Raw genomic sequence first — 22,575 nt, 5'->3', positions numbered from 1 at the left:
TTCCCGCCTTACCGCGCCTCCCACCAGGGACGTTGTCCCTATGAGGTCATAAACTGGCTTTATGACCAATGACGGCGAGAGGGCCTCGCTCACCCACCGCGTACCGGACCTCGGCGCGCTGGAACTCCTGCTCGCCGTGGCCCGCCACGGCAGCCTGGGCCGCGCGGCGCGCGAACTCGGCATCACCCAGCCGGCCGCGAGCAGCCGCATCCGCTCCATGGAGCGGATGCTCGGCCTCTCCCTCGTCGACCGCTCCCCGCGCGGATCGCGGCTCACCGACGAAGGTGCCCTCGTCACCGACTGGGCCCGCCGCGTCGTCGAGGCCGCCGAGGCCTTCCACGCGGGCACACAGGCCCTGCGCGGACAGCGCGACTCGCGGCTCCGGGTGGCCGCCAGCATGACCATCGCCGAGTATCTGCTCCCGGGCTGGCTGATAGCACTCCACGGCCAGCGCCCCGGCACGGCCGTGTCCCTCCTCGCCGGCAACTCCGCCGCCGTCGCGGAACGCCTCCTCGCCGACGAGGCCGACCTCGGCTTCGTGGAGGGCCTCTCCATCCCCGACGGCCTGACCGGCGCCGTCATCGGCCATGACAGCCTCGTCGTGGTCGCCGCCCCCACCCACCCCTGGACCCGGCGCCGTGCGCCCCTGCGCGCCGCAGAACTCGCCACCACCCCGCTGATCCTCCGCGAACGAGGCTCCGGCACCCGCCAGGTCCTCGACGCCGCACTCGCCTCGTACGGCGGCCTCGCCGACCCGCTGCTGGAACTCGCCTCCACGACCGCGGTCAAAGCGGCGGCCATCAGCGGCGCCGGCCCGTGCGTCCTGAGCGAACTCGCGGTCGGCGAGGAACTGTCGTCCCGCCGTCTGGTCGGGATCCCGGTCGAGGACGTCCGCCTCCGCCGCGACCTGCGAGCGATCTGGCTTCCGTCCCGCCGCCCCACGGGCCCGGCGAGGGACCTGCTGTCGCTGACCCGCCGCGCAACCCGGTGATCAGGCCCGCCGCCGTCGTGCATGCAGGGCGCAGACCAGGGCACACAGCGCGACCATCCCGGCGGTGGCTGCGAACGACGCCGGAGGACCGGACCGGTCGACCAGGGCGCCCCCGGCACCGGCCCCCATGGCCCAGCCCAGGTTGTAGGCGGTGTTGAGCCAGGCACCGGCCTCGGTGCGCGAGTCCTCGGGAACGAGGACATCGACCAGCTGGTACGCCGTGATCAAGAGGATGTCGGTGCATGCACCGGCAAGCAGCAGGGCCGCCCCCGCGGCCGGCGGGACGTACACCAGCGCGGGGACCGCATAGCAGGCGGCCGAGCACGCGGCCAGTACGAGCGGTCGGCGGACGAGCGCACCGCGCCATTGGCCCCGGCCGTACACCAGGCCGCCGAGGACACCACCGACCGCGAACAGTGCCGTCAGCACGCCGGCCGTCATCGTCCCCCATGCGGCGACGACCCCGACCTCCGCCGCGGACAGCGCGGTCGCGACCCCCCACGCGAGCAGCAGCAACGGCGGAAAGCCCGCCGTGCGCAGAGGACCGCCGCCACCGGTGGCGGCGGGCGATGCGGAGTGCACGCTCACAGGAGTACGACGCAGCGCCGTCGCCAACAGGCCGAAGCCTGTCAGCACCAGTGCGGCACACCCGGCCAGTACCGCCGGAGCGGAGAACACGGCGACCAGGAACCCGCCGAGAACGGGACCGACAGCGAAGACAGTGGACTCCGCCGCCGTATCCAGACTCAGCGCGCACTGCCGCTGCGCCTCGCCCGGGACCAGTTTGCCCCACAGGGTGCGCATCAACGGCCCGACCGGAGGCGGGAACAGACCGGTCAGTGCGGCAAGACCGATGGCGAGCGGGCTCGGTACGCCGACGGCGCACGCGACGGCCAGCGCGGACAGGCACAGCGCATAGCAGACGGCCAGCAGCATGAGCGCGGAGTGGCGGCGCTGGACCAGCCGGGCCCTGGCGGGTCCGAGCAGGGCGCTGACCAGCCCGAACAGGCCGGTCGCCGTACCCGCGACGGCGAAGGAGCCGGTGCCGTCGCGCAGGGCGAGCAGCAACGGAAGGCCGAGCAGGCCGTAACACAGCCGCGCGATCATCGCGGCGGCGAACAGGCCGCGGGCATGAGGAACTGCGAGGACAGCACGATAGGACGCACTGCCCGTGTCGGGGCGTGACATGGGGATCTCCGGGACAGACGTGCCCGCGGCCCTGCCGGGGCACGCACGGACATGACAGATCGGCGCGCCGCCCCACGTCACCTGTCACAAGGACATGGCGGGGGAACGGGGAAGTGATCTGTCAGTGGGGCCCGGAGATGTACATGATCGGCAGCCTAGCCGCATCGCGGAGCGAGCAACATGCGATGCGGACCACGGACTCAGGGGAGTTGGGCACAGGATGCGCGTTCTGGCACGGCATCGTCGACGCTCTCGCTGAGGCCGGCATCACCTGCTGGGCGGACAAGGGCTACCAGGGCGCAGGCGGCACGGTCCGCCTCCCCTACCACGGCCGATGGGACAGCCTTTCCGCCGGCCAGCCCGCCCCGTTCAGGGTTTTTGGCAGCCAGTTCGCGCGCCTCCTTCGTGATCGCGTGACGCCACTCCCGAGAGGGGCTTGTCGCCGTCGTACGAGGGAAGGCACTCGCGACCACTGACAATGCGGAGTGGGCAACCACGACCGGGCTGGGGCTGCTGCCGGGCACCCTGGCCTATCGGCGGGGCGTGAGATTCACCGGTCCGGCGATGCCAACTCCGCCCAGACCCGCTTACCCCAGCGCAACATATCGGTCCCCCACCGATCGGACAGTGCCTCGACGACGACCAGACCGCGGCCGCCCTCGTCGGTTTCACCGGCTGCTCTGGGTTGGGGAAGGGCGTTCGACCGGTCGATGACGGCCACTCGCACACGGTCCCCGGACAGGCGGCTGATCGTCACACGCAGGAGGCGGCATTTGCTGTGCCTGGCGGAGTTGGCGACGAGCTCCGTCACGACCAACTCCGCATCCTCGACCAAGGCGCCGAGGTCCCAGACGTGCAGAGCAGTGCTTACGAGCAGTCGGGCGGGTCTGGCGCTGGCGGTCTTGCAAGGCAGGGACTCGGTGTAAGCGGGGATGCCGGTGGCGGCGGGAGTTGTGGTCATGGTCGCGGTCACCTGGGGCTTTGGTGGGTGGGGAGCAGCGGGCGTAGCCACGACGGGTGAGCTTTACGCCGCTGTGTTCGGAGAAGACGCCGCCCGCGTGAGCGGCTGACGCCAGTCAATGACATCGAGCAGTAGCGAGAGGACTCCAAGGGGTGACCCCAAGATGGAGTCAGGCATCCGATGCGGCCGTAGCATCGGAGACCACGACCACCGGGAGCCGTCGATGAGCCGTCAGCCACCGGATCCGCGCGATGTCATTGCCGGACTGCTCGGGGACGACCGGCTGCTCACCGCGTGTGCCGAGCGGGACATGGGGTCCGTGTTCCGGTTGCTCAACGGACGAGGTGTCAGCACACGCAGGATTGCTGCCGCCGTGGACATTACCCAGGGCCGCCTGTACGACTACATGAACGGCAAGAGCCGAGTGGAAAAGCTGGCCCTGTTCGAGCAGATCGCGGATGGCTTTCATATCCCCGGTCATCTGCTCGGCCTGGCCCGGCGGCCCTGGGAACCTCCCGCCGCCGAAGGGCGCCAGGCGATGCAACTGCCGCCGGATGGAGACGAGCTGGCAGCCATGGGCGCCTTCCGTAACGCGGATCGCCAGACGGGTGGTGGACGTCTTTACGGGGCAGTCGTGAGGCATCTCGTGGACCGTGTGGCGCCTCGACTTGTCGACACCGTCAGCGGTCCGCAGGTGTTCGCGGCCGCTGCGGCCTTGACGGAGATGGCCGGATGGATGGCGCACGACTCAGGCCAGGACGAACTCGCTGCCCGGCACTTCGCCCGTGCTCTACCCCTTGCTCGCACCCCAGGAGATTGGCCGCTGGCCGCGCACGTCGCCGCGAGCAGCAGCCACCTCGCCCTCCAGACCGGTGACGCGGCGGGCGCCGCACAGTGGGCACAGGCAGGCCTCGAGTTCGCGCGCCAAGGACCGCGCATCCCCGTGCTCAGCGCTCTGCTTCACACCAGGCAGGCCCGCGCCCTGGCGGCAGTTGCGCAGCAGGCGCCTGCACTCCGCGCTCTTGGGGAGGCCCGACACGACCTTGAGGCATCGGCGGGCGTGGAGCACCCGTGGCTGAGCCCTTTCGATGCCGCCGCTCTGGCGAGCGAGTCCGCGCTGATCCTTCGCGACCTCGATCGGTACGACGAGGCACTGATCCAGGCCGAGCAGTCGGTGGCCCTGCGGGAGGCAGGACGGACTCGGTCTCTCGCACTGAGCCGGATCACCCTGGTCGGCATCCACGTGAGGCGGGGGGACCTCGACTCCGCAGTGAGCGTCGGCCATGAATTGCTCACCACCAGCCCAACTCTGGGCTCGGTCCGTGTCGTCCACCAGCTGGACGACCTCCGTCATCTTCTGGAGCCCCACAAGGAGTATGGTCCGGTTCGCGATTATCTGGGGCGCTTCGAGGACCAGCGACGCGCCAGAATGCTGCTGCTGGCCGACATCATCACCCCCAGGGGAGGCACCCCTACATGAGGCCCACACCAGCCGACCCGGCGGCTTGGAACGCGTACCTTGCCGAAGGCAACGCCACCCAGGCCCGTAAACGCGTCGCGGCGGATGTGTTGTTGCGTGATCCGGTCGGCCGCGTGCTGCTGGTGAACCCTACCTACAAGCCCGGATGGGACCTGCCCGGCGGCATGGCAGAAGCCAATGAGCCGCCTGAGAAGACGGTGGTGCGGGAGCTGCGCGAGGAGCTGGGCCTGGAGATCGCCTTGCGCGGGATCCTCGTCGTCGACTGGGTGCCACCCCACGGCCCGTGGGATGACCAACTGGCTTTCATTTTCGACGCCGGAACCCTTGACGAGGACCAAGCCGCGGAGTTGCGCCCCCATGACGAGGAGTTGTCCGAAGCAGCGTTTGTCTCCGTGGACAAGGCCCGGGAAAGGCTGCGGGAGCGGATGAGGGCCCGGCTCGACGCCGCAGTACGCGCCCTTGACGACGGGCGCCCCGTCTACCTGCACGACGGCAGTACGCCCTGGTAGCGAGCCCAAAACCCAGCGGTGCCGGACAGCGTCCTGCATGAACCGCTGGTCATGCCGCCGTCCGTCGCGGCCCGGATCCGGAGGAGCCGTTCACCCGCCACCGCTGGGCTGGGCGGCCCGGGCCGGAGTACACGCTCGCGTCACCTGTCGATGGCCACTCACCACCTCCAACTTCCTCACTCGCACGTCCGAGTGAGACGCGAGTCTGTGCACGATTCGCGCGGCTTTCTTCCCGATGACCCCGTCGCCGCATCAGGCGGGCTGTCCTGCTGTCCGATCCGGCGGATCGCCTCCAGCGGGTAGGTGGTCGCCCGGCTCTCCTGCTGGAATTGGCGATAGAAGTCCCCCATCACTGCGGCGACCGGCGCGTAACGGACAAGGATTGCCGCGACCGCCGCTGGAATTTTCCCCGGGGCCACCCCCTGGGCGCAGGTGCGCACAAACGTCTTGCGTTCTTCCGGTTCGTGCCCGTACAGAGCGACGGCCAGCCAGTTCACCAGATGCGTGACGGCGTAGCACCGGTCGTAGGTGCGGTGCTGGTCGAAGAAGTCGGCCTCGTCCTGTGTGAGTTCGAAGCGGGAGGAGATCGCGAGGCCGTAGTCGGCGAAGAAGAGCCGCCGGCCGTCGGTCAGGATGTTTTCGAAGTGGGCGTCGAAGTGCAGCAGCCCGCGGTCGTTCATGAACGAGATGCCGGCTTTCAGCTCGTTGTCCACCATGGCGCAGGCCCGCTCGGCCACCTCGTCACCGGCCCCGATCTGGACGCCCAACCAGTCGTGCAGGTTCTGCGGGATGTACTCCAGGAACAGCATGAGGCTTGCCGTGGACTGCTGGAGAGCCTCGATCCGGCGGCGTACCTGCGATCCGCCTCCCCAGTAGGCGACAGCTCGTTCCACATCGGTCAGTTCCTCCGGAAGTGGCTGACCAGGGTCTGGTAGCACCCGCCAGTGGTACATCAGGGGGAAACCCTCGTAGTCTCCCGCGATCACCCAGTTCGTCGTCATGGTGTGCGCGGCCAGCTCCCGCCAGGCTCCGAACCCCGGGCCGCCGATACTGCCGATACCGTACTGGCAGAAGACCGGCAGCCGGAACAAATTCGCCGTGGAGTGAACGTTCTCCGGCCGTCGCTCCAGATCGGTCAGGCGTACCTGCTTGACGAAGACCGGGGTTCCGTCGACCTCCAGCAGTACTGACTTCCCGCCGATGCCGGAACCGATCGGTGTGGCGGCGTCCACGAGCTCGTGCAGTCTGCGATCACTGCATAGCGCCAGCGATGTGGAAACGGCACCGTGGGCGGCCAGACGAGCACCGCGGGACATGTCAGGGCTCTTCACCTATGCCTCCAGCCGGGCACCCGCCTCTCGTGCAACCACTTCAACGAACACCCGGGCAGGAGCTGCCGCCACACTCTCACGTCGAGGGCGATGATCCGCTCCTGGGGCCCTGACGGCGGCCGCAGCGACCCAGTGACATCAATTCATATCGATATTGATCATGAAAAAGCTCCGCGAGTGACTCCCGAACTCACCTCGAAACGACATCCCTGAAAAGGGACACAGCCAAGCGCGGCTCGCGCCAGCGCTGCCATGACGCGGGTGTCCTCGCCCATCTCCGGGTGCCACTGGACGCCCAGCACCCACTCCTCGCCCGGGAGTTCGACGGCCTCGACCGTGCCGTCGTCCGACGCGTGGGCCGATGCGACGAGCCCGTCGCCGAGGCGGTCCACGGCCTGGTGGTGGTACGTCGGTACGGACGACTCCTCCGGCACCACGGACGCGTACAGCGTTCCCGGTACCGGCGTCACGGGGTGGAGCCCCATCACGCCCACCCCCGCCGTGTGCCCGTCCATGTGCTGGACGAGCGTGCCGCCGCGGGCGACGTTGAGCAGCTGCATCCCCCGGCAGATGCCGAGCAGCGGGGTGCCGGAGGCCAGGGCCGCCTCGATGAGGGCGAGTTCCCAGGCGTCCCGCTCGTGGGCCGGCGGGCCGGTGCGCGGGTCGCGTTCGGTGCCGTAGCGGGAGGGGTCGACATCGGGGCCGCCCGCGATGACCAGGCCGTCGAGCCGGGCCACCACGGACGCGGCGTGGGCCGGGTCGTCGGGCGGGAGCATCGCCGCGAGGCCGCCTGCGGCCTGGACGAGCCGGGGATAGACGGCGGGGAGCAGGGCGGCGGGCAGGTCCCACACGCCCCACTTCGCGGACGCCTCCAGATAGGTACTGACGCCGATGAGCGGCTGGTGCACGGGTACTCCCTCGCAGCGGAGGAGGCCCAATGGCCCGGTGTCATACCTTTATGGCGCCGAGGCCGGGAAATCAAGAACCTCGCATAGTCCGGGCAGTCACGTCAGGAAGCCCCTGAGCAGCGCCGCAGTGCAGGCGCAGTGCTCGCGCATGATGTCCCGCGCGGCGTCGGCGTCGCCGTCGAGCACCGCCTCGACCAGGGCGGCGTGCTGGCGCTGGGAGTGCTCGAGATTGCGTACGAGCAACGGGATGCAGTCCAGAAGGTCGTTCACGGTCGCGCGCACGGCCGCGTACTGCGCGGTGAGCGTGGCCGAGCCGGACAGTTCGGCGATCGTCAGGTGCAGCAGTGTGTCGAGGCGCCGGTAGTCGGTGAGCGGTGCGTCGCGCGTCGCGGTGAGCGCGGCCCGCAGTCGGTCGGCCTGCTCGTCGGTGAGCCCGTGCTGCGCGCAGAGACCGGCCGCGCCGACTTCCAGGACCTCGCGGAAGCGCAGGGCATCCTCCACGTCCACGCCGGCCACGCGCCGACGCAGCTCCTCCTCGGCCCGGTCGGCCGGTGATTCGGGACGCGGCAGCACGAACGTTCCGCCGTACCGGCCGCGCCTGCTCTCGACCAGCCCCTGGTCCTGGAGGACCTTGAGCACCTCGCGCAGCGTGACCCTGCTGATCCCGAGCCGCTCGGCCAGCTCGCGTTCGGCCGGGAGCCGTTCCCCGGCGGGTACCAGGCCGAGTCGTACCACCTGCAGGATCTGCTCCAGTGCCTCCTCGAAGCCGTTGCCCGCCCTCACGGGCCGCAGCACCGGGGTCAGCCGGTCGTCCGGCAGGGCGCCGGAATCCGCCCCGTCCATACCGCGGTTCCCCTTCCCAATCAATGGTTCTGCCCAATACCTTATGGCCCTCGGCTGACCGAAGGAGGCCCTCCCGTGGCAGACCGCACAGCCCCGCTCGGAGTCGAGGAGCTGCGTGCTCTCGTCCGAAGCGGTGAGATCGACACTGTCGTCCTGACGTTCCCCGATATGCAAGGGAGACTTCAGGGCAAGCGGTTCGCCGCATCCTTCTTTCTCGACGAGGTGCTCGAGCACGGCACCGAGGGCTGCAACTACCTGCTCGCCGTCGATGTCGACCTGAACACCGTCGACGGATACGCGATGTCGTCCTGGGAGCGCGGCTACGGCGACTTCGCCATGCACCCCGACATCGGCACGCTGCGGCGCGTCCCCTGGAACGAGGGAACCGCCCTGCTCATCGCCGACCTCGCATGGAACGACGGCTCACCTGTCGCCGCCGCGCCCCGCCGGATCCTGCGCCGGCAGCTCGACCGGCTCGCCGAGCGGGGCTGGACCGCCCAGGTGGGCACCGAGCTGGAGTTCATCGTCTTCAGGGACACGTACGAGCAGGCCTGGAACCGCGCCTACCGCGATCTCACCCCGGCCAACCAGTACAACATCGACTACTCGGTGCTGGGCACCGGCCGCATCGAGCCGCTGCTGCGCCGCATCCGCAACGACATGGCCGGCGCGGGCCTGACCGTCGAATCCGCCAAGGGCGAGTGCAACCTCGGGCAGCACGAGATCGCCTTCCGCTACGACGAGGCCCTGGTCACCTGCGACCAGCACGCCGTCTACAAGACCGGCGCCAAGGAGATCGCCGCCCAGGAGGGCATGGCGCTGACCTTCATGGCCAAGTTCAACGAGCGCGAGGGCAACTCCTGCCACATCCATCTGTCGCTCCAGGACGCCGACGGCACCAATGTCATGCCCGGCGACGGGCCGGGCGGGATGTCCCCGGTCATGTGTCACTTCCTGGCCGGACAGCTCGCCGCACTGCGCGACTTCTCCCTGCTCCACGCGCCGAACATCAACTCGTACAAGCGCTTCCAGCCCGGCACCTTCGCCCCCACCGCGGTCGCCTGGGGTTTCGACAACCGCACCTGCGCCCTGCGCGTCGTCGGCCACGGCCGCTCGATGCGCTTCGAGAACCGCCTCCCCGGCGGGGACGTCAATCCGTACCTCGCCGTCGCCGGCATGGTCGCCGCAGGCCTGTACGGCATCGAGAACGAGCTCGAACTCCCCGAGCCCTGCCCCGGCAACGCCTACACCGCCGACTTCGAGCACGTCCCCACCAACCTCCGCGAGGCCGCCGAGCTGTGGGCCAACAGCCCCATCGCCAAGGCCGCCTTCGGCAACGACGTCGTCGAGCACTACAGCAACATGGCGCGCGTCGAGCTGGACGCCTTCGACGCCGCGGTCACCGACTGGGAGCGCTTCCGCTCCTTCGAACGCATGTGAGGCCTTCCTTGTCGCACTCGTACGAGCTTCAGGTAATCGACCCGGCCACCGAGGAGGTCATCGCGACCGTCCCCGGAGCCACCGTCGAGGACGTCGACGCCGCCGTCGTACGGGCCACGAAGGCGCAGGCGGCATGGGCCGGCCTCGCGCCTGGCGACCGCGCCCGTGGCTTGCGGCGCTTTGCCGCCGTCGTGGACGAGCACATCGAGGAACTCGCCCGGCTGGAGGTCCGCGAGGCGGGCCATGTCATCGGCAACGCCCGATGGGAGGCCGGCAACGTCCGCGATCTCCTGGACTTCGCAGCCGGGGGAGTGGAGCGGCTCAGCGGCCGGCAGATCCCGGTCCCCGGCGGTCTGGACGTCACCTTCCTCGAACCGCTCGGCGTCGTCGGCGTCATCGCGCCCTGGAACTTCCCCATGCCGATCGCCGCCTGGGGCACCGCCCCGGCGCTCGCCGCCGGCAACGCCGTCATCCTCAAGCCCGCCGAGACGACCCCGCTCACCGCCCTCCGGATCGCCGAACTCGCCCTGGAGGCCGGGCTGCCCGAGCACCTCTTCCAGGTGCTGCCCGGCGCGGGCGATATCGCGGGCAACGCCCTGGTCGAGCACCCCGGCGTCGCCAAGATCGTGTTCACCGGCTCCACCGGGGTGGGCAAGCAGATCATGGCCAAGTGCGCCGACCGCGTGAAGCGGCTCACCCTCGAACTCGGCGGCAAGAGCCCCAACATCGTCTTCGCCGACGCCGACATCGAGGCCGCCGCGGCCGCCGCGCCCATGTCGTTCCTCGACAACTCCGGCCAGGACTGCTGCGCCCGCACCCGGATCCTGGTCCAGCGCACGATGTACGACCGCTTCCTGGAGTTGCTGGTCCCCGCGATCGAGTCCGTCGTCGTCGGGGACCCGGCGGACGAGAAGACCCGGATGGGCCCGCTGATCTCCAGGGCCCAGCTGGAACGCGTACGTTCGTACGTCACCGACGACCTCACCGTCATCCGCGGCAAGGCACCCGAAGGCCCCGGCTTCTGGTTCCCGCCGACCCTGGTCACCGGCGTCTCCCCGGACGCGCCCGTCGCCGTCGAGGAGGTCTTCGGCCCCGTCGCCGTCGTCCTGCCCTTCGAGGACGAGGCCGACGCCGTACGTCTCGCCAACGCCACCGAGTACGGCCTGTCCGGCTCCATCTGGACCCGTGACGTCGGCCGCGCCGTCCGCGTCTCGCGCGGGGTCGCCGCCGGCAACCTCTCCGTCAACTCCCACTCCAGCGTCCGCCACTGGACCCCCTTCGGCGGCTACAAGCAGTCCGGACTCGGCCGCGAACTCGGTCCCGACGCCCTCACCGCTTTCACCGAGACCAAGAACGTCTTCATCAGCACGGAGGCCTGAGCACCCATGACCACCGAAGCGAACATCTGCCGCCGCCTGGTCGGCCGCACCGCCGTCATTACCGGCGCCGGCAGCGGCATCGGCCTCGCCACCGCCCGCCGCCTCGCCTCCGAGGGCGCGAACGTCGTCTGCGGCGACATCGACGAGAAGGCCGGCAAGGCCGTTGCCGAGGAGGTCGGCGGCACCTTCGTCAAGGTCGACGTCACCGACGCCGAGCAGGTCGAGGAGCTCTTCCAGACCGCGTACGACACGTACGGCAGTGTCGACATCGCCTTCAACAACGCCGGTATCTCCCCACCGGACGACGACTCCATCCTCACGACCGGCCTGGAGGCCTGGAGGCGGGTCCAGGAGGTCAACCTCACGTCCGTGTACCTGTGCTGCAAGGCCGCCATCCCCTATATGCAGCGCCAGGGCAAGGGATCCATCATCAACACCGCGTCCTTCGTGGCCATCATGGGTGCGGCGACGTCGCAGATTTCGTACACCGCGTCCAAGGGCGGCGTCCTCGCCATGTCCCGTGAGCTGGGCGTGCAGTTCGCCCGCGAGGGCATCCGTGTCAACGCACTGTGCCCGGGGCCGGTCAACACACCTCTGCTGCAGGAGCTGTTCGCCAAGGATCCCGAGCGCGCCGCGCGCCGCCTGGTGCACATCCCGGCCGGCCGCTTCGCCGAGGCCGAGGAGATCGCTGCGGCGGTGGCGTTCCTGGCGAGCGACGACTCCTCGTTTGTCAACGCGACGGACTTTCTGGTCGACGGAGGTATCTCCGGGGCGTACGTCACCCCGCTGTAGGCCACGCCGCCCGGGGGCGGGGTTCCTCGCCCCGTCCCTTGGGTGATCCGGAGCCGGCGGGGGCTTGAACCGGAAGAAGGCCAGACCCGATAATGTGGGAGTAGTGGGAAGTCTTCCCACATGGCACACAGTGAGGGTCGATCATGGGCGTCACGAACGTGGACTTGGACGACGAGGTGCTCGCCGAGGCCGCACGGCTGCTCGGCACCACCACGAAAAAGGACACGATCAATACGGCACTCGAAGAGGTCATAAGGCGTCACCGCCGCCGGGCCGCCTTCCAGCGTCTCGCGGAGCGTGGCGCGCGGGGCGAACTGGAGTCCACACGCCGGCTCTGGGAAGCCCGTAAGGCCGCTCAGCACGGCGAGGCCGCCGAGTGATCACCTACCTCATCGACACGAGCGCATACGTCCACCTTGGCACCGATCCCGCAGCTCAGAGACGCTGGGACGCGGAGATCGAAACGGGCGCCATCGGCATATGCGAGGCCACCCGGACAGAGATCCTTTTCGGCGCCGTCGGTCCGGACGACCGCAACGAGATGGATCAAGACCTGACCGACATGTTCGGCACCGTGAACGTACCGAAAGGCGCATGGCGGTGGGTGGACGCCGCTCAGTACAAACTGACCCAGAAAGGCCAGCACCGTGCGGCAGGGGGCATTGACCTCTTGTTGTGCGCTACAGCCGTACACCATGGCTTGACCATCCTGCATCGGGACAACGACTTCGCCACGGTCGCCCGCGTCCTCAAAGATGTAGACCAGCAGGACGTACGGAACCCGGTCGCCTGATCACCAGTCCTGGGGCCTCCGCCGCCGCCCGCCGGGCCCGGCGGCTATGTCCAGTCGCTCGTCTTCCCGTCTAGCGTCGGCTCCGAGGCGGTGATCATCGTCAGGTTCGCCTTCGACTCGGGCCCGGACGGCCCGCCTCTGGCCGGCAGGGACCGGATCACCCGGGGCATCCGCCTGATCGGCAACAGCACGAGCGGCGGCGTCGGCAGCAGCATCGGACCGAGCTGAGCGGAATTCGCTCGCACTCGGCGCGGCTGAGCGTGAAGATCGCGCCATGACTGTGTTCTTGGAGACCGACCGGCTGGTCCTGCGCCGGTTCACCGAGGCCGACGTGGACCATCTGGTCGACCTTGACAGTGACCCCGATGTCATGCGGTTCATCAACGGAGGCCGGCCGACGCCCCGTGAGACGGTCCGGGACCGGCATCTGCCACGGCTTCTCCACCACTACCCGTGCCTCGGCATCTGCGGCTTCTGGGCGGCGGAGGACAAGGCCACGCGGAGTTTCCTCGGCTGGTTCGAATTCCGCCCGCTGGAGGACCACAGTGCCGACGAGGTCGAACTCGGTTACCGGCTGCGCAGGGCCGCATGGGGCGGCGGCTACGCGACCGAAGGATCGCGCGCGCTGATCCGCAAGGGCTTCAGCGACCTCGGGGTGCGGCGGGTGACCGCGAACACGATGGCCGTGAACACCCGTTCGCGCCGGGTGATGGAGAAGTCGGGCCTCACCTTCGTCCGTAGCTACTTCGGCGACTGGCCGGACGCGATCGAAGGATCCGAGCACGGCGAAGTCGAGTATGCCCTGACCCGCGCCGAGTGGGAGCTGCGGGAAGTCTGAGGCAGCCTCCTCAGAGGAACGTCCGGCCCTCGCCCCGGTACGTCGGCGCAGTCGCCGTCACCCGGTCGCCCTCGATCAGATGCAGCTCCGTGAACCGCTCGCACAGCTCCCCGGCCTTTGCATGCCGGAACCACACCTTGTCGCCGATCAGCAGATCGTCCGCCGGGGATCCCAGCAGCGGCGTCTGCACCTCGCCCGGCCCCTCCTGCGGGTCGTAACGCAGCCCCTCCGGCAGATACGGCACCGGCAGCCGGTCCGCACCCGCCACCCCGGAGGCCGGGTATCCGCCGCCGAGCACCGTCACCACGCCGACACCCGGCCTGCGCACCACGGGCAGCGCGAAGAGCGCCGCCGGACGACCCGTGAACGACGTGTAGTTGTCGAACAGCCGCGGTACGAACAGCCCGGATCCGGCCGCGATCTCGGTCACCACGTCCTCGGCGGCCGTGTGCTGGACGCTGCCGGTGCCGCCGCCGTTCACGAATTCCAGGTCCGGCGCCACCGCCCGTACCGCCCGCACCACCTCGGCGCGCCGTACCACCAGCTCGCGGCGCGCGGCCGCCTGCATCAGCCGGACCGCCCGCGAACGCACCGGACGCCCCGGTACCGCGTCCCCGACCCCGGCCACATGGGCCTCGTACGCCATCAGCCCCACCAGCCGGAAGCCCGGCCTGCGGACGACGGTCCGGGCGACGTCGGTCACCTCGGCGGCGGAGTGCAGCGGCGACCGCCGTGCCCCCACCCGGACCCGTCCGCCCAGCAGCCGCAAGGACGTGTCCAGCTCCAGACACACCCGGATCTCCTCGCGGCCCCCGTCACGCGCGCCGTCGATCAGCTCCAACTGCGCCGGATCGTCGACCGTCACCGTCACCGCGCCCGCGAGCTTGGCATCCCCGGCCAGCTCCGCGAACGCCGCCCGGTCCGCCGACGGATACGCCAGCAGCACATCACCGAAGCCCGCCCGCGCCAGCCAGAGCGACTCGGCCAGCGTGAACGACATGATCCCGGCGAACCCGTTTCGCGCCAGCACCCGTTCCAGCAGCGCCCGGCAGCGCACCGACTTGCTCGCCACCCGGACCGGCTTGCCCGCGGCGCGCCGTACGAGATCCGCCGCGTTGGCGTCGAAGGCCTCGAGGTCGACGACGGCGAGTGGCGCGTCGAGGCGCGCGGTCGCCCGGTCGTACCGGGCGCGGTCGGCAGCACGGGCACTCATGACCGCAGCCTGTCAGACGTTCCTACTCATGGGTAGAGGGATGTTCGGGGCAGATGCCGCGGCCCCCGGGACCGACGCCCCGCGGCTCCACGCCGGCCCGTAGAGTGACGCCCACACCGCACGACGACACCCGGGGGAGCGCATGACCACTGACGCGCCCTCCCCCGCCGACTCTCCTTCGCCGGCCGCCCCCTCGGCACCGCCCGACGCCGACGGCGACACCCCCGGACGCCCTGCCGGTACGGAACGGCCCGCGTACAGCGCCGAGACCACCACCCGGCTGCGTCTCATATCCGTCCCGGCTCCCGCCGGGACACCCCGCCCGGCCGGACCGCCCGCGCACCCCGCGCACCCCGTGCCGCCCGAGGCACCCGCCGAGACGACCGTACGGCTGCGGCCCGTGGCGGGCCGCCGGCCGGGCAGGACCGTGGCCGCTGCCGTGTGTGCCGTACTCGGCACCGGGCTGATCGGCGGCGCGGCCGCCGGGAGCTGGCTCACCCGGGACACCGACGAGCGGACCGCCGCCGAGCGGTCCTACGACGAGGCGCGTTCCCTGTGGCACAGCACTCCTGTCGACACCCTCTTCCCCCGCACCCTCCACGGCACCGACGCCGGCCCCGGCGGCGCCGACCGGAACTGGACCCGGGTCGCCGTCGCGCCCGACAGCGGCTGCTCCGACGCTCTCGACCCCCTCCTGGACACCGCCCTCGCACCCGTCGGCTGCCGGCGCCTGGTGCGCGCCACCTACGCCGACGCCACCGGCAGCAGCGTCACCACGGTCGGCATGGTCTTCACCGAGGCCGACACCGCGGCGATGAAGGCCCTGCGCACCAGGTTCACGGCGGAGCGGCTGGCGGAACGCACCGATCTGCTGCCCCGCACCTACCCGGTCGAGGGCACCGCTGCCGCCGGCTTCGGCCCCCATCAGCGTGCGAGCTGGACCGTACGCGTGCTCACCGATGTGCCCGTTGTCGTCTACGCCGTCTCCGGTTTCGCGGACGGCCGTACCGTCCGTGACCCGCAGCCCGTCGACAAGGCCATGGCCGAAGGGGCGACGACGGCCGTCGCTCAGGCGGGCCTGGGCCATGAGGCGAAGGGCATCGCGGACCGCGTCGAACGGGCGCTGCGCAAGACCGTCACCACCGTCACGGAGAAGCCCGGATGACCCGCCGCGCCGTCGCAGCCCTGGCAGCGGGCACCGTCATCGCGCTGCTGCCCGCCGCTCCCGTCCACGCGGACGAGATACGCGCCCGGCAGTGGGAACTGGCGGCCATGCACACCGAGCAGGCCTGGCGCACCACCCAGGGCGAGGGCATCACCGTCGCCGTCCTCGACACCGGTGTCGACGCCACCCACCCCGATCTCGCGGGCCAGGTCCTGCCCGGTAAGGACCTCATCGGCTTCGGCGCCGGCCCCGGCGACCGCGCCTGGGCCGGGCACGGCACAGCGATGGCCGGGATCATCGCCGGCCACGGGCACGGGCCCGGCCGCGGCGACGGCGTACTCGGCGTCGCGCCGAAGGCGAAGATACTCCCGGTCAGGGTGATCCTCGAGGGCAGCGACCCGGCCCGCAAGCGGGCCCGCCAGACGCGCGGCAGCGCGCTCGCCGAGGGCATCCGATGGGCGGTCGATCACGGGGCCGATGTCATCAATCTCTCGCTCGGCGACGACAGTGAGTCCGCCCATCCGGAGAAGAGCGAGGACGCCGCCGTCCAGTACGCCCTCTCCAAAGGCGCCGTCGTCGTCGCGTCCGCCGGCAACGGCGGCGAGAAGGGCGACCACATCTCGTACCCGGCGGCCTACCCGGGCGTGATCGCCGTCACCGCCGTCGACCGGTACGGCACGCACGCCTCCTTCTCCACCCGTCGCTGGTACGCCACGGTCAGCGCACCCGGCGTCGACGTCGTGATCGCCGCCCCGGACAGGAAGTATTACGAGGGCTGGGGCACCAGCGCGGCCTCGGCCTTCGTCTCGGGCGCCGTCGCGCTCGTACGCTCCGCGCACCCCGGACTGACCCCGGCCCAGATCAAGCAACTGCTCGCGGACACGGCCCGCGACAACCCGAAGGGCGGCCGCGACGACGCGCGCGGCCACGGCATGGTCGATCCGGCGGCCGCGATCCGCTCGGCGGCGAAGGCACGCCCCACCGCGGCGGCCCGTGCAGGCTACGACAAGCAGTACTTCGGCCGCGGCCCGGACGAGCCGCGCGATGCCGGCGGCGGCCCCGACTGGCCGGTCCGGCTCGCGGCGGCCACAGGGGCGGCCCTGCTCGCCGCGGCGGCCCTGCTGCGCCGCGGCGCGGGCCCGTCCGGCGTCTGAGGACGGCTTTCCCGAACGGGGGCCCCGGTTCTTCGGCGGCGGCCGGGCAGGATGCTGCCTCCCACCGCGCAGTGGGCCGGTGTTGTGTCCCACGCGGCGAAACCGCTCATCGACGCCGCCGGGAAGGAGCGGGGTGGGGGTGCATGTGTCCACGCCCCGCCGGGTCGGCCGGGCAGTCGTGCCCCGGGTCCAGGGCGGCACCGACCAAGCGGCTACGCTGCCACGCGTGGCGCTCAAGAACATCCCGGACCCCGGTTACTCCGACGACGACGGCTCCGCCGACCCTCGGCTGGCAGCGGCCCTGTCCGCCTGGGCGGCGGACAGGGAGGCGGAACCACAGGTGCTCGCGGCGCTCAAGGGCGCCCGCCTTCTCGTCCCGGTCGTCGCCGTGCTCGGCGAGGTCGAGCTGGACGAGAACGGCCTGCGCCGCGAGAAGACCAGCGACATGGCCGTGCCCACCCTCAACGCGGGCGACCGCAAGGCGCTGCCCGCCTTCACCTCCATCGCCTCGCTCGCCCTCTGGGACCCGGGGGCGCGGCCCGTCGCCGTACCGCTGCACCAGGCGCTCCAGGCCGCCGCGCACGAGAAGGCCGACACGGTCGTCCTCGACATGGCGGGCCCGGTGCCGTACGAGCTGAAGGGCGCCGCGCTGCTGGCCCTCGCCGAGGGACGCACCACCACGGACCCACTCGCCGACCCGGCCGTCATCGAGGCGGTACGGGCCGCGGTGGCCGCCGAGACCGCGGTGCTCCGGGCCCACCTCGGCCCGCGTAAGGGCATGGACGGCACCCTGGCGCTGGTGCTGGCCCCGGACGCGGCGCCGGCCGAGGCTGCACGGAGGGTCGCCGAGGCGCTGGCGGCCGACGAAACGCTGAGGGCCCGCCTGGTGCGCGGCCTGGACCTGGCACTGCTGCCGGCCGAGGTCACGCCTCCGGGCGAGCCCCTGTTCGTACGTGAGTAGCGTCGAATAGGAAGATCAGCCGAAGACCGGCCCCGTGTACTTCTCGCCGGGGCCCTGGCCCGGCTCGTCCGGAACCAGCGAGGCCTCGCGGAAGGCCAGCTGGAGCGACTTCAGTCCGTCGCGCAGCGGCGCGGCGTGGAAGGAGCTGACCTCGGTCGTGCTCGCGTCGAGCAGGCCGGCCAGGGAGTGGATCAGCTTGCGGGCCTCGTCGAGGTCCTTGTACTGGTCGCCGTCCTCGCTGAGGCCCAGCTTCACGGCTGCGGCGCTCATGAGGGTCACCGCGGCCTCGACGATCACGGCGACCGCAGGGACCTCCGCGATCTCCTGGGTCATGGTGTCGAAGTCGGGGGTCGCGGCGGCGGGGGTGGGGTCTGTCATGCCTCACACGATAGGCGGTGCCACGCGGTGCTCGGTCCGCATCCGTGGCGCTCCGGCCCGCCGCTTCCGGCGGAGGATTCGCCGGTCCTGGCCGGAGCTGCTAACCTTGTGTGACGACCGGCTGGACGCGAATGTGTCCGGCCCACAAGTGGAGGCTCCGATCTCCCACCTGGCCGCCCTCAAGGGCGGCGGGTCACCGGTCAGACGGTCCCCATCGTTCCGTACGGGCGATGGAGCCGTCCGATGTGCGCCCCGCGGCCTACGCGGCGGTGTTCCGGTATTCATGGAGCTCCGCCTGTGTCCGTCCGGGGCATTTTTCATGCACCGGCGCGGTTGGTCTGTTGAAACAGACGTTGCGTGACCGCCCGCCAGGCCGTCGCGTGGTGCTACCGAGGAGGATCCATCAGCGCCGAGCCCCGCATCAACGACCGGATTCGCGTTCCCGAGGTGCGACTTGTCGGTCCCAGTGGCGAGCAGGTGGGCATTGTGCCGCTTGCCAAGGCACTGGAGCTTGCGCAGGAGTACGACCTGGACCTGGTCGAGGTCGCGGCGAACGCCCGTCCGCCCGTGTGCAAGCTCATGGACTACGGGAAGTTCAAGTACGAGTCGGCCATGAAGGCCCGTGAGGCGCGCAAGAACCAGGCGCACACGGTCATCAAGGAGATGAAGCTCCGGCCGAAGATCGACCCGCACGACTACGACACCAAGAAGGGTCATGTCGTCCGGTTCCTCAAGCAGGGCGACAAGGTCAAGATCACGATCATGTTCCGTGGTCGCGAGCAGTCCCGGCCGGAACTCGGCTACCGACTGCTGCAGCGTCTGGCGGAGGACGTCCAGGAGCTCGGTTTCGTCGAGTCGAACCCGAAGCAGGACGGCCGCAACATGATCATGGTCCTCGGTCCGCACAAGAAGAAGACCGAGGCGATGGCCGAGGCCCGTGAGGCGCAGGCCGCCCGCAAGGCGGAGCGCCAGGGTCAGTCCGCTCCGGCGGAGCAGTCCACCGACGAGCCCGCCGAGGCCTGAGTCCGGGCGTCAGTCCAGGACAACAACCGATTGATATGACGCTCCCGTGTGCCGGTCTCCGGACCGGGCGGGAGCGCCACTGACGAGGAGAGAACGGCGCTATGCCGAAGAACAAGTCGCACAGCGGTGCCAGCAAGCGCTTCAAGATCACCGGCTCCGGCAAGGTGCTCCGCGAGCGCGCCGGCAAGCGCCACCTGCTCGAGCACAAGTCGTCCAAGCTGACGCGTCGCCTCACCGGCAACGCCGAGATGGCCCCGGGCGACGCCGCGAAGATCAAGAAGCTTCTCGGCAAGTGACGTTCCTCCGCCCCCGTGACGGGGGCGGAACGTCGAGACCGGGACCCATTCGTTCTCGGGCCGTGTGAGTTGAACCACGGCCCCGCTACAAGGAGTTAACAAGTGGCACGCGTCAAGCGGGCAGTCAACGCCCACAAGAAGCGCCGGGCGATCCTCGAGCAGGCCAGCGGTTACCGCGGTCAGCGTTCGCGCCTGTACCGCAAGGCCAAGGAGCAGGTCACCCACTCCCTGGTCTACAACTACAACGACCGCAAGAAGCGCAAGGGCGACTTCCGTCAGCTGTGGATCCAGCGCATCAACGCCGCTGCCCGCGCCAACGGCATCACCTACAACCGCTTCATCCAGGGTCTGAAGGCCGCCAACGTCGAGGTGGACCGCAAGATCCTGGCCGAGCTCGCGGTCAACGACGCCAACGCGTTCGCCGCGCTCGTCGAGGTCGCCCAGAAGGCGCTGCCGAGCGACGTCAACGCCCCGAAGGTCGCTGCCTGATCCAGGCGCCTTCCTGGCACTCCCGCCGGACCCGCAGGTGCATGCCGCCTGCGGGTCCGGTGCGTTGCCAGTACCCGGGGCCTTCGCCCCGCCCCCGCGCGGGGCTCCCGCCCCGCATCCGCCGGGGCGGCTCCGGAACCGGCCGGTGGTTGTGGGGCAGTCGTTCCTCGTCCGCACCCGAGCTCCCCGCGCCGGCCCCGGGACCCGGGGCTGCGGGGCGCAACCCCCAGCCATCCGTGCCGTGCGGCCGGCCGCTCGCCGGCCCGCCGGCGGAACCAGAGCAAGAGAGCCGCACCATGCGCACCCCGGAATTGATCTCCCCGCGTTCGCCGCGCGTCATCGCCGCCCGGCGGCTGGCCAAGCGCCACTTCCGCGGCAAGGAGCGACGGTTCATCGCCGAGGGGCCGCAGGCCGTGCGGGAGGCCGTGGAACACCGCAGCGGCGGCGAGCCGACGCTGACCGAGCTGTTCACCACCGTCGAGGCCGCCGAGCGGTACGCCGAGATCATGGACGCCGCCCGTGCCGCCGGGGCCCGGGTGCACTACGCCTCGGACGCGGTGCTCGCCGATGTCTCGCAGACCGTGACCCCGCAGGGCCTGGTCGGCGTCTGCCGCTTCCTGGACTCGCCCTTCGAGGAGATCCTCAAGGCCCGTCCCAGGCTGGTCGCCGTCCTCGCGCACGTACGTGACCCCGGGAACGCCGGAACGGTCCTGCGCTGCGCGGACGCCGCCGGAGCCGATGCGGTCGTCCTCACCGACGCCTCCGTCGACCTCTACAACCCCAAGTCCGTACGCGCCTCGGTCGGCTCGCTCTTCCATCTGCCGGTCGCCGTCGGCGTCCCCGTCGAGCAGGCCGTCCAGGGGCTTCAGGACGCCGACGTACGCATCCTCGCCGCGGACGGCGCGGGCGACCGGGACCTCGACACCGAGCTCGACGCGGGCACCATGGGCGGACCCACCGCCTGGATCTTCGGCAACGAGGCCTGGGGCCTGCCGGAGGAGACCCGCGCACTCGCCGACGCGGTGGTGCGCGTCCCGATCCACGGCAAGGCCGAAAGCCTCAACCTCGCCACCGCCGCCGCGGTCTGCCTCTACGCCTCCGCCCGTGCGCAGCGTGCTGCGGGAGGGTGCCGCTCCGTAACCTCCGCCTAGTAGTGTTGCGTGCTCGGGGGCCCACTGTGCGCTCGGAGAGGTGGGAACGGGGATGGCTGTCGGCACGAGCGGGCCGGTCGGGAGGACGGAACGCTGCCCTTCGGGCGACAGCGGCCCGACCGGCATCGACCCGGACGACCTCCCCGACGGACTGGTCGTCGCCGACGAGACCGGCCGGGTGGTCTGTTTCAACGCCGCGGCCGTACGCATCACCGCCGTGCCCCGGGAACAGGCCCTCGGGCAGCCGCTGGAGCGAGCGCTGCCGCTGGAGGACCTCAAGGGACGCCGCTGGTGGCGGGTCACCGACCCGTACGGCGGACTGTCGACCCGCACCGGGCAGCCCGAGCGCAATCTGCTGCTCCCCGGGGGCCGAGAGGTGCTGGTCTCCGCCCGGTACGTACGCGAACACCCGGCCGGCCCCCCGCACCGGGTGGTCGTGTCGCTGCGCGGCACCGAGGCGCGCAGGCGCACGGAGCGCAGCCATGCCGAGCTGATCGCCACCGTCGCACATGAGCTGCGTTCCCCGCTGACCTCGGTGAAGGGCTTCACGGCGACCCTGCTCGCCAAGTGGGAGCGATTCACCGACGACCAGAAGAGGCTGATGCTGGAGACCGTCGACGCCGACGCCAACCGGGTCACCCGGCTGATCGCCGAGCTGCTCGACATCTCCCGTATCGATTCGGGCCGGCTCGAGGTGCGCCGGCAACCCGTGGACATATGTGCTGCGGTCGGCCGGCATGTCCAGGCCCATATCGCCTCCGGCCAGGCCCCGGACCGTTTCCTGGTCCGCATCCGGCAGCCGCTGCCCGATCTCTGGGCGGACCCGGACAAGGTCGACCAGGTACTCGGCAATCTGCTGGAAAATGCGGTGCGGCACGGCGAGGGAACCGTCACCATCGAAGTGGCGTCCGCACCGGCGGAGCAGGCGAAGAACGCGGAGAAGGGAACGGCTGTCACCGTGAGCGACGAAGGCCCCGGCATCCCCGAGGAGTCGATGGGCCGTGTCTTCACCCGCTTCTGGCGGGGAAGCAAGCGCGGTGGCACGGGCCTGGGCCTCTACATCGTCAAGGGCATCGTCGAGGCGCACGGCGGCACGATCACCGTCGGGCGCGGTCCCGGTGGCGGGGCCGAGTTCCGATTTATCCTGCCCGTAGGCGCACCGGCGTATCTGACCTGAGTCTCGCCAGGTGGCCCACGGGCTTCTTCGACCCCACGCGACCTTTAGACTCGACCTTTGGCGCCTTTGCGTCCCTGTCGTCGCTGCGTCGAGCAGAGAGTCACGGGGGTCCGGG

At 70.6% G+C, this 22,575-nt stretch carries 24 protein-coding genes and 2 pseudogenes; 19 read left to right on the top strand and 7 right to left on the bottom strand.

What is annotated here, in order from left to right; genetic code table 11:
* Positions 1-61: 61 nt before the first annotated feature.
* A complete protein-coding gene (locus ABD858_RS06050; protein ID WP_345035072.1) occupies positions 62-991 on the top strand; it encodes a LysR family transcriptional regulator in 930 nt (309 codons plus the stop codon).
* Here the strand turns inward: ABD858_RS06050 and ABD858_RS06045 are convergent, their stop codons facing one another.
* Entirely contained in the window at positions 992-2,179 is a 1,188-nt protein-coding gene (locus ABD858_RS06045) for an MFS transporter (protein WP_345035071.1), read from the bottom strand. It abuts the gene before it with no gap.
* A 233-nt stretch (positions 2,180-2,412) separates the two neighbouring features.
* Between ABD858_RS06045 and ABD858_RS06040 the strand changes: the two are divergent.
* A pseudogene (locus ABD858_RS06040) lies at positions 2,413-2,544 on the top strand (IS5/IS1182 family transposase); the annotation flags it as partial.
* Between the two features lie 185 nt (positions 2,545-2,729).
* On the opposite strand, the gene ABD858_RS06035 reads toward ABD858_RS06040, so the two are convergent.
* The gene (locus ABD858_RS06035) at positions 2,730-3,140 is read right to left on the bottom strand and encodes an ATP-binding protein (protein WP_345035069.1); all 411 of its coding nucleotides are present in this window, start codon (positions 3,138-3,140) and stop codon (positions 2,730-2,732) included.
* A 223-nt stretch (positions 3,141-3,363) separates the two neighbouring features.
* Between ABD858_RS06035 and ABD858_RS06030 the strand changes: the two genes are divergently transcribed.
* Together ABD858_RS06030 and ABD858_RS06025 are read left to right on the top strand one after the other, a co-directional pair.
* Positions 3,364-4,620 carry an NsdA family TPR-like regulatory protein gene (locus ABD858_RS06030; RefSeq protein WP_345035068.1) on the top strand — a complete coding sequence of 419 codons (1,257 nt, stop codon included), beginning with the start codon at positions 3,364-3,366 and terminating at the stop codon, positions 4,618-4,620.
* The gene (locus tag ABD858_RS06025) at positions 4,617-5,129 is read left to right on the top strand and encodes an NUDIX domain-containing protein (protein WP_345035067.1); all 513 of its coding nucleotides are present in this window, start codon (positions 4,617-4,619) and stop codon (positions 5,127-5,129) included. The genes ABD858_RS06030 and ABD858_RS06025 overlap by 4 nt, the downstream gene beginning before the upstream one ends.
* Positions 5,130-5,305: 176 nt before the next feature.
* On the opposite strand, the gene ABD858_RS06020 is transcribed toward ABD858_RS06025, so the two are convergent.
* The 3 genes from ABD858_RS06020 to ABD858_RS06010 all read right to left on the bottom strand — a co-directional run bounded on the left by ABD858_RS06020 (position 5,306) and on the right by ABD858_RS06010 (position 8,211).
* Complete coding sequence (locus ABD858_RS06020; RefSeq protein ID WP_345044289.1) at positions 5,306-6,445, bottom strand: protein kinase family protein; 1,140 nt, start codon at positions 6,443-6,445, stop codon at positions 5,306-5,308.
* Between the two features lie 173 nt (positions 6,446-6,618).
* Positions 6,619-7,368: a gamma-glutamyl-gamma-aminobutyrate hydrolase family protein gene (locus ABD858_RS06015; RefSeq protein WP_345035066.1), complete on the bottom strand. Its 750-nt coding sequence runs from the start codon at positions 7,366-7,368 to the stop codon at positions 6,619-6,621.
* A gap of 96 nt (positions 7,369-7,464) precedes the next feature.
* Positions 7,465-8,211 (bottom strand): FadR/GntR family transcriptional regulator, encoded by a 747-nt coding sequence (locus ABD858_RS06010; protein ID WP_345035065.1) that lies wholly within the window; start codon positions 8,209-8,211, stop codon positions 7,465-7,467.
* A 75-nt stretch (positions 8,212-8,286) separates the two neighbouring features.
* Here ABD858_RS06010 and ABD858_RS06005 point away from each other — a divergent pair, with 75 nt between their 5' ends.
* The 7 genes and pseudogenes from ABD858_RS06005 (at position 8,287) to ABD858_RS05975 (ending at position 13,453) form a co-directional block, all read left to right on the top strand.
* Positions 8,287-9,651, top strand: a complete 1,365-nt coding sequence (locus ABD858_RS06005; RefSeq protein WP_345035063.1) for a glutamine synthetase family protein — start codon at positions 8,287-8,289, stop codon at positions 9,649-9,651.
* An 8-nt stretch (positions 9,652-9,659) separates the two neighbouring features.
* The gene (locus tag ABD858_RS06000) at positions 9,660-11,030 is read left to right on the top strand and encodes an aldehyde dehydrogenase family protein (RefSeq protein WP_345035062.1); all 1,371 of its coding nucleotides are present in this window, start codon (positions 9,660-9,662) and stop codon (positions 11,028-11,030) included.
* A 6-nt stretch (positions 11,031-11,036) separates the two neighbouring features.
* A complete protein-coding gene (locus ABD858_RS05995; RefSeq protein WP_345035061.1) occupies positions 11,037-11,822 on the top strand; it encodes a 3-oxoacyl-ACP reductase in 786 nt (261 codons plus the stop codon).
* A gap of 143 nt (positions 11,823-11,965) precedes the next feature.
* Positions 11,966-12,202, top strand: a complete 237-nt coding sequence (locus ABD858_RS05990) for a type II toxin-antitoxin system VapB family antitoxin (RefSeq protein ID WP_345035059.1) — start codon at positions 11,966-11,968, stop codon at positions 12,200-12,202.
* Positions 12,199-12,615 (top strand): PIN domain nuclease, encoded by a 417-nt coding sequence (locus ABD858_RS05985; RefSeq protein WP_345035058.1) that lies wholly within the window; start codon positions 12,199-12,201, stop codon positions 12,613-12,615. Before ABD858_RS05990 ends, ABD858_RS05985 begins: the two co-directional genes overlap by 4 nt.
* A gap of 33 nt (positions 12,616-12,648) precedes the next feature.
* Positions 12,649-12,843 (top strand): annotated as a pseudogene (locus ABD858_RS05980) (hypothetical protein); the annotation flags it as partial.
* Positions 12,844-12,889: 46 nt separating this feature from the next.
* On the top strand, positions 12,890-13,453 hold the full coding sequence (locus ABD858_RS05975; RefSeq protein WP_345035057.1) for a GNAT family N-acetyltransferase: 564 nt from the start codon (positions 12,890-12,892) through the stop codon (positions 13,451-13,453).
* A 10-nt stretch (positions 13,454-13,463) separates the two neighbouring features.
* On the opposite strand, the gene ABD858_RS05970 is transcribed toward ABD858_RS05975, so the two are convergent.
* Positions 13,464-14,666, bottom strand: coding sequence for an amino acid deaminase/aldolase (locus ABD858_RS05970; RefSeq protein WP_345035055.1), 1,203 nt, complete (start codon positions 14,664-14,666; stop codon positions 13,464-13,466).
* A 142-nt stretch (positions 14,667-14,808) separates the two neighbouring features.
* Between ABD858_RS05970 and ABD858_RS05965 the strand changes: the two genes are divergently transcribed.
* The 3 genes from ABD858_RS05965 (at position 14,809) to ABD858_RS05955 (ending at position 17,946) form a co-directional block, all read left to right on the top strand.
* Positions 14,809-15,831, top strand: coding sequence for a hypothetical protein (locus tag ABD858_RS05965; protein ID WP_345035054.1), 1,023 nt, complete (start codon positions 14,809-14,811; stop codon positions 15,829-15,831).
* Positions 15,828-16,985: a type VII secretion-associated serine protease mycosin gene (gene mycP, locus ABD858_RS05960; protein ID WP_345035053.1), complete on the top strand. Its 1,158-nt coding sequence runs from the start codon at positions 15,828-15,830 to the stop codon at positions 16,983-16,985. The genes ABD858_RS05965 and mycP overlap by 4 nt, the downstream gene beginning before the upstream one ends.
* 226 nt (positions 16,986-17,211) lie before the next feature.
* Complete coding sequence (locus ABD858_RS05955) at positions 17,212-17,946, top strand: SseB family protein (RefSeq protein ID WP_345035051.1); 735 nt, start codon at positions 17,212-17,214, stop codon at positions 17,944-17,946.
* A gap of 15 nt (positions 17,947-17,961) precedes the next feature.
* Here ABD858_RS05955 and ABD858_RS05950 read toward each other — a convergent pair whose 3' ends face one another.
* Positions 17,962-18,324 (bottom strand): DUF1844 domain-containing protein, encoded by a 363-nt coding sequence (locus ABD858_RS05950; protein ID WP_345035050.1) that lies wholly within the window; start codon positions 18,322-18,324, stop codon positions 17,962-17,964.
* A gap of 357 nt (positions 18,325-18,681) precedes the next feature.
* Here ABD858_RS05950 and infC point away from each other — a divergent pair, with 357 nt between their 5' ends.
* The 5 genes from infC to ABD858_RS05925 all read left to right on the top strand — a co-directional run bounded on the left by infC (position 18,682) and on the right by ABD858_RS05925 (position 22,460).
* Entirely contained in the window at positions 18,682-19,347 is a 666-nt protein-coding gene (gene infC / locus ABD858_RS05945) for a translation initiation factor IF-3 (protein WP_345035049.1), read from the top strand.
* A gap of 101 nt (positions 19,348-19,448) precedes the next feature.
* Positions 19,449-19,643 (top strand): 50S ribosomal protein L35, encoded by a 195-nt coding sequence (gene rpmI, locus ABD858_RS05940; RefSeq protein WP_345035047.1) that lies wholly within the window; start codon positions 19,449-19,451, stop codon positions 19,641-19,643.
* 102 nt (positions 19,644-19,745) lie between these two features.
* Positions 19,746-20,132 (top strand): 50S ribosomal protein L20, encoded by a 387-nt coding sequence (rplT, locus tag ABD858_RS05935; RefSeq protein ID WP_345035046.1) that lies wholly within the window; start codon positions 19,746-19,748, stop codon positions 20,130-20,132.
* Between the two features lie 296 nt (positions 20,133-20,428).
* A complete protein-coding gene (locus ABD858_RS05930; RefSeq protein ID WP_345035044.1) occupies positions 20,429-21,283 on the top strand; it encodes a TrmH family RNA methyltransferase in 855 nt (284 codons plus the stop codon).
* A 52-nt stretch (positions 21,284-21,335) separates the two neighbouring features.
* Positions 21,336-22,460 (top strand): sensor histidine kinase, encoded by a 1,125-nt coding sequence (locus ABD858_RS05925; RefSeq protein WP_345035043.1) that lies wholly within the window; start codon positions 21,336-21,338, stop codon positions 22,458-22,460.
* The last annotated feature ends 115 nt before the right edge of the window (positions 22,461-22,575 follow it).

Origin of the sequence: Streptomyces sannanensis (assembly GCF_039536205.1) — a bacterium.
GTDB lineage: Bacteria > Actinomycetota > Actinomycetes > Streptomycetales > Streptomycetaceae > Streptomyces > Streptomyces sannanensis.
Note: the sequence above shows the minus strand (reverse complement) of the source record. Positions and strands in the feature narration are given on the sequence as shown.

What these genes read in the sequence shown, in the direction of transcription:
- ABD858_RS06050 (WP_345035072.1), top strand. Translation starts at nt 62, where the DNA reads ATGACCAATGACGGCGAGAGGGCCTCGCTCACCCACCGCGTACCGGAC.
- ABD858_RS06045 (WP_345035071.1), bottom strand. Translation starts at nt 2,179, where the DNA reads ATGTCACGCCCCGACACGGGCAGTGCGTCCTATCGTGCTGTCCTCGCA.
- ABD858_RS06035 (WP_345035069.1), bottom strand. Translation starts at nt 3,140, where the DNA reads ATGACCACAACTCCCGCCGCCACCGGCATCCCCGCTTACACCGAGTCC.
- ABD858_RS06030 (WP_345035068.1), top strand. Translation starts at nt 3,364, where the DNA reads ATGAGCCGTCAGCCACCGGATCCGCGCGATGTCATTGCCGGACTGCTC.
- ABD858_RS06025 (WP_345035067.1), top strand. Translation starts at nt 4,617, where the DNA reads ATGAGGCCCACACCAGCCGACCCGGCGGCTTGGAACGCGTACCTTGCC.
- ABD858_RS06020 (WP_345044289.1), bottom strand. Translation starts at nt 6,445, where the DNA reads ATGTCCCGCGGTGCTCGTCTGGCCGCCCACGGTGCCGTTTCCACATCG.
- ABD858_RS06010 (WP_345035065.1), bottom strand. Translation starts at nt 8,211, where the DNA reads ATGGACGGGGCGGATTCCGGCGCCCTGCCGGACGACCGGCTGACCCCG.
- ABD858_RS05995 (WP_345035061.1), top strand. Translation starts at nt 11,037, where the DNA reads ATGACCACCGAAGCGAACATCTGCCGCCGCCTGGTCGGCCGCACCGCC.
- ABD858_RS05990 (WP_345035059.1), top strand. Translation starts at nt 11,966, where the DNA reads ATGGGCGTCACGAACGTGGACTTGGACGACGAGGTGCTCGCCGAGGCC.
- ABD858_RS05975 (WP_345035057.1), top strand. Translation starts at nt 12,890, where the DNA reads ATGACTGTGTTCTTGGAGACCGACCGGCTGGTCCTGCGCCGGTTCACC.
- ABD858_RS05970 (WP_345035055.1), bottom strand. Translation starts at nt 14,666, where the DNA reads ATGAGTGCCCGTGCTGCCGACCGCGCCCGGTACGACCGGGCGACCGCG.
- ABD858_RS05965 (WP_345035054.1), top strand. Translation starts at nt 14,809, where the DNA reads ATGACCACTGACGCGCCCTCCCCCGCCGACTCTCCTTCGCCGGCCGCC.
- mycP (WP_345035053.1), top strand. Translation starts at nt 15,828, where the DNA reads ATGACCCGCCGCGCCGTCGCAGCCCTGGCAGCGGGCACCGTCATCGCG.
- ABD858_RS05950 (WP_345035050.1), bottom strand. Translation starts at nt 18,324, where the DNA reads ATGACAGACCCCACCCCCGCCGCCGCGACCCCCGACTTCGACACCATG.
- rpmI (WP_345035047.1), top strand. Translation starts at nt 19,449, where the DNA reads ATGCCGAAGAACAAGTCGCACAGCGGTGCCAGCAAGCGCTTCAAGATC.
- ABD858_RS05930 (WP_345035044.1), top strand. Translation starts at nt 20,429, where the DNA reads ATGCGCACCCCGGAATTGATCTCCCCGCGTTCGCCGCGCGTCATCGCC.
- ABD858_RS05925 (WP_345035043.1), top strand. Translation starts at nt 21,336, where the DNA reads ATGGCTGTCGGCACGAGCGGGCCGGTCGGGAGGACGGAACGCTGCCCT.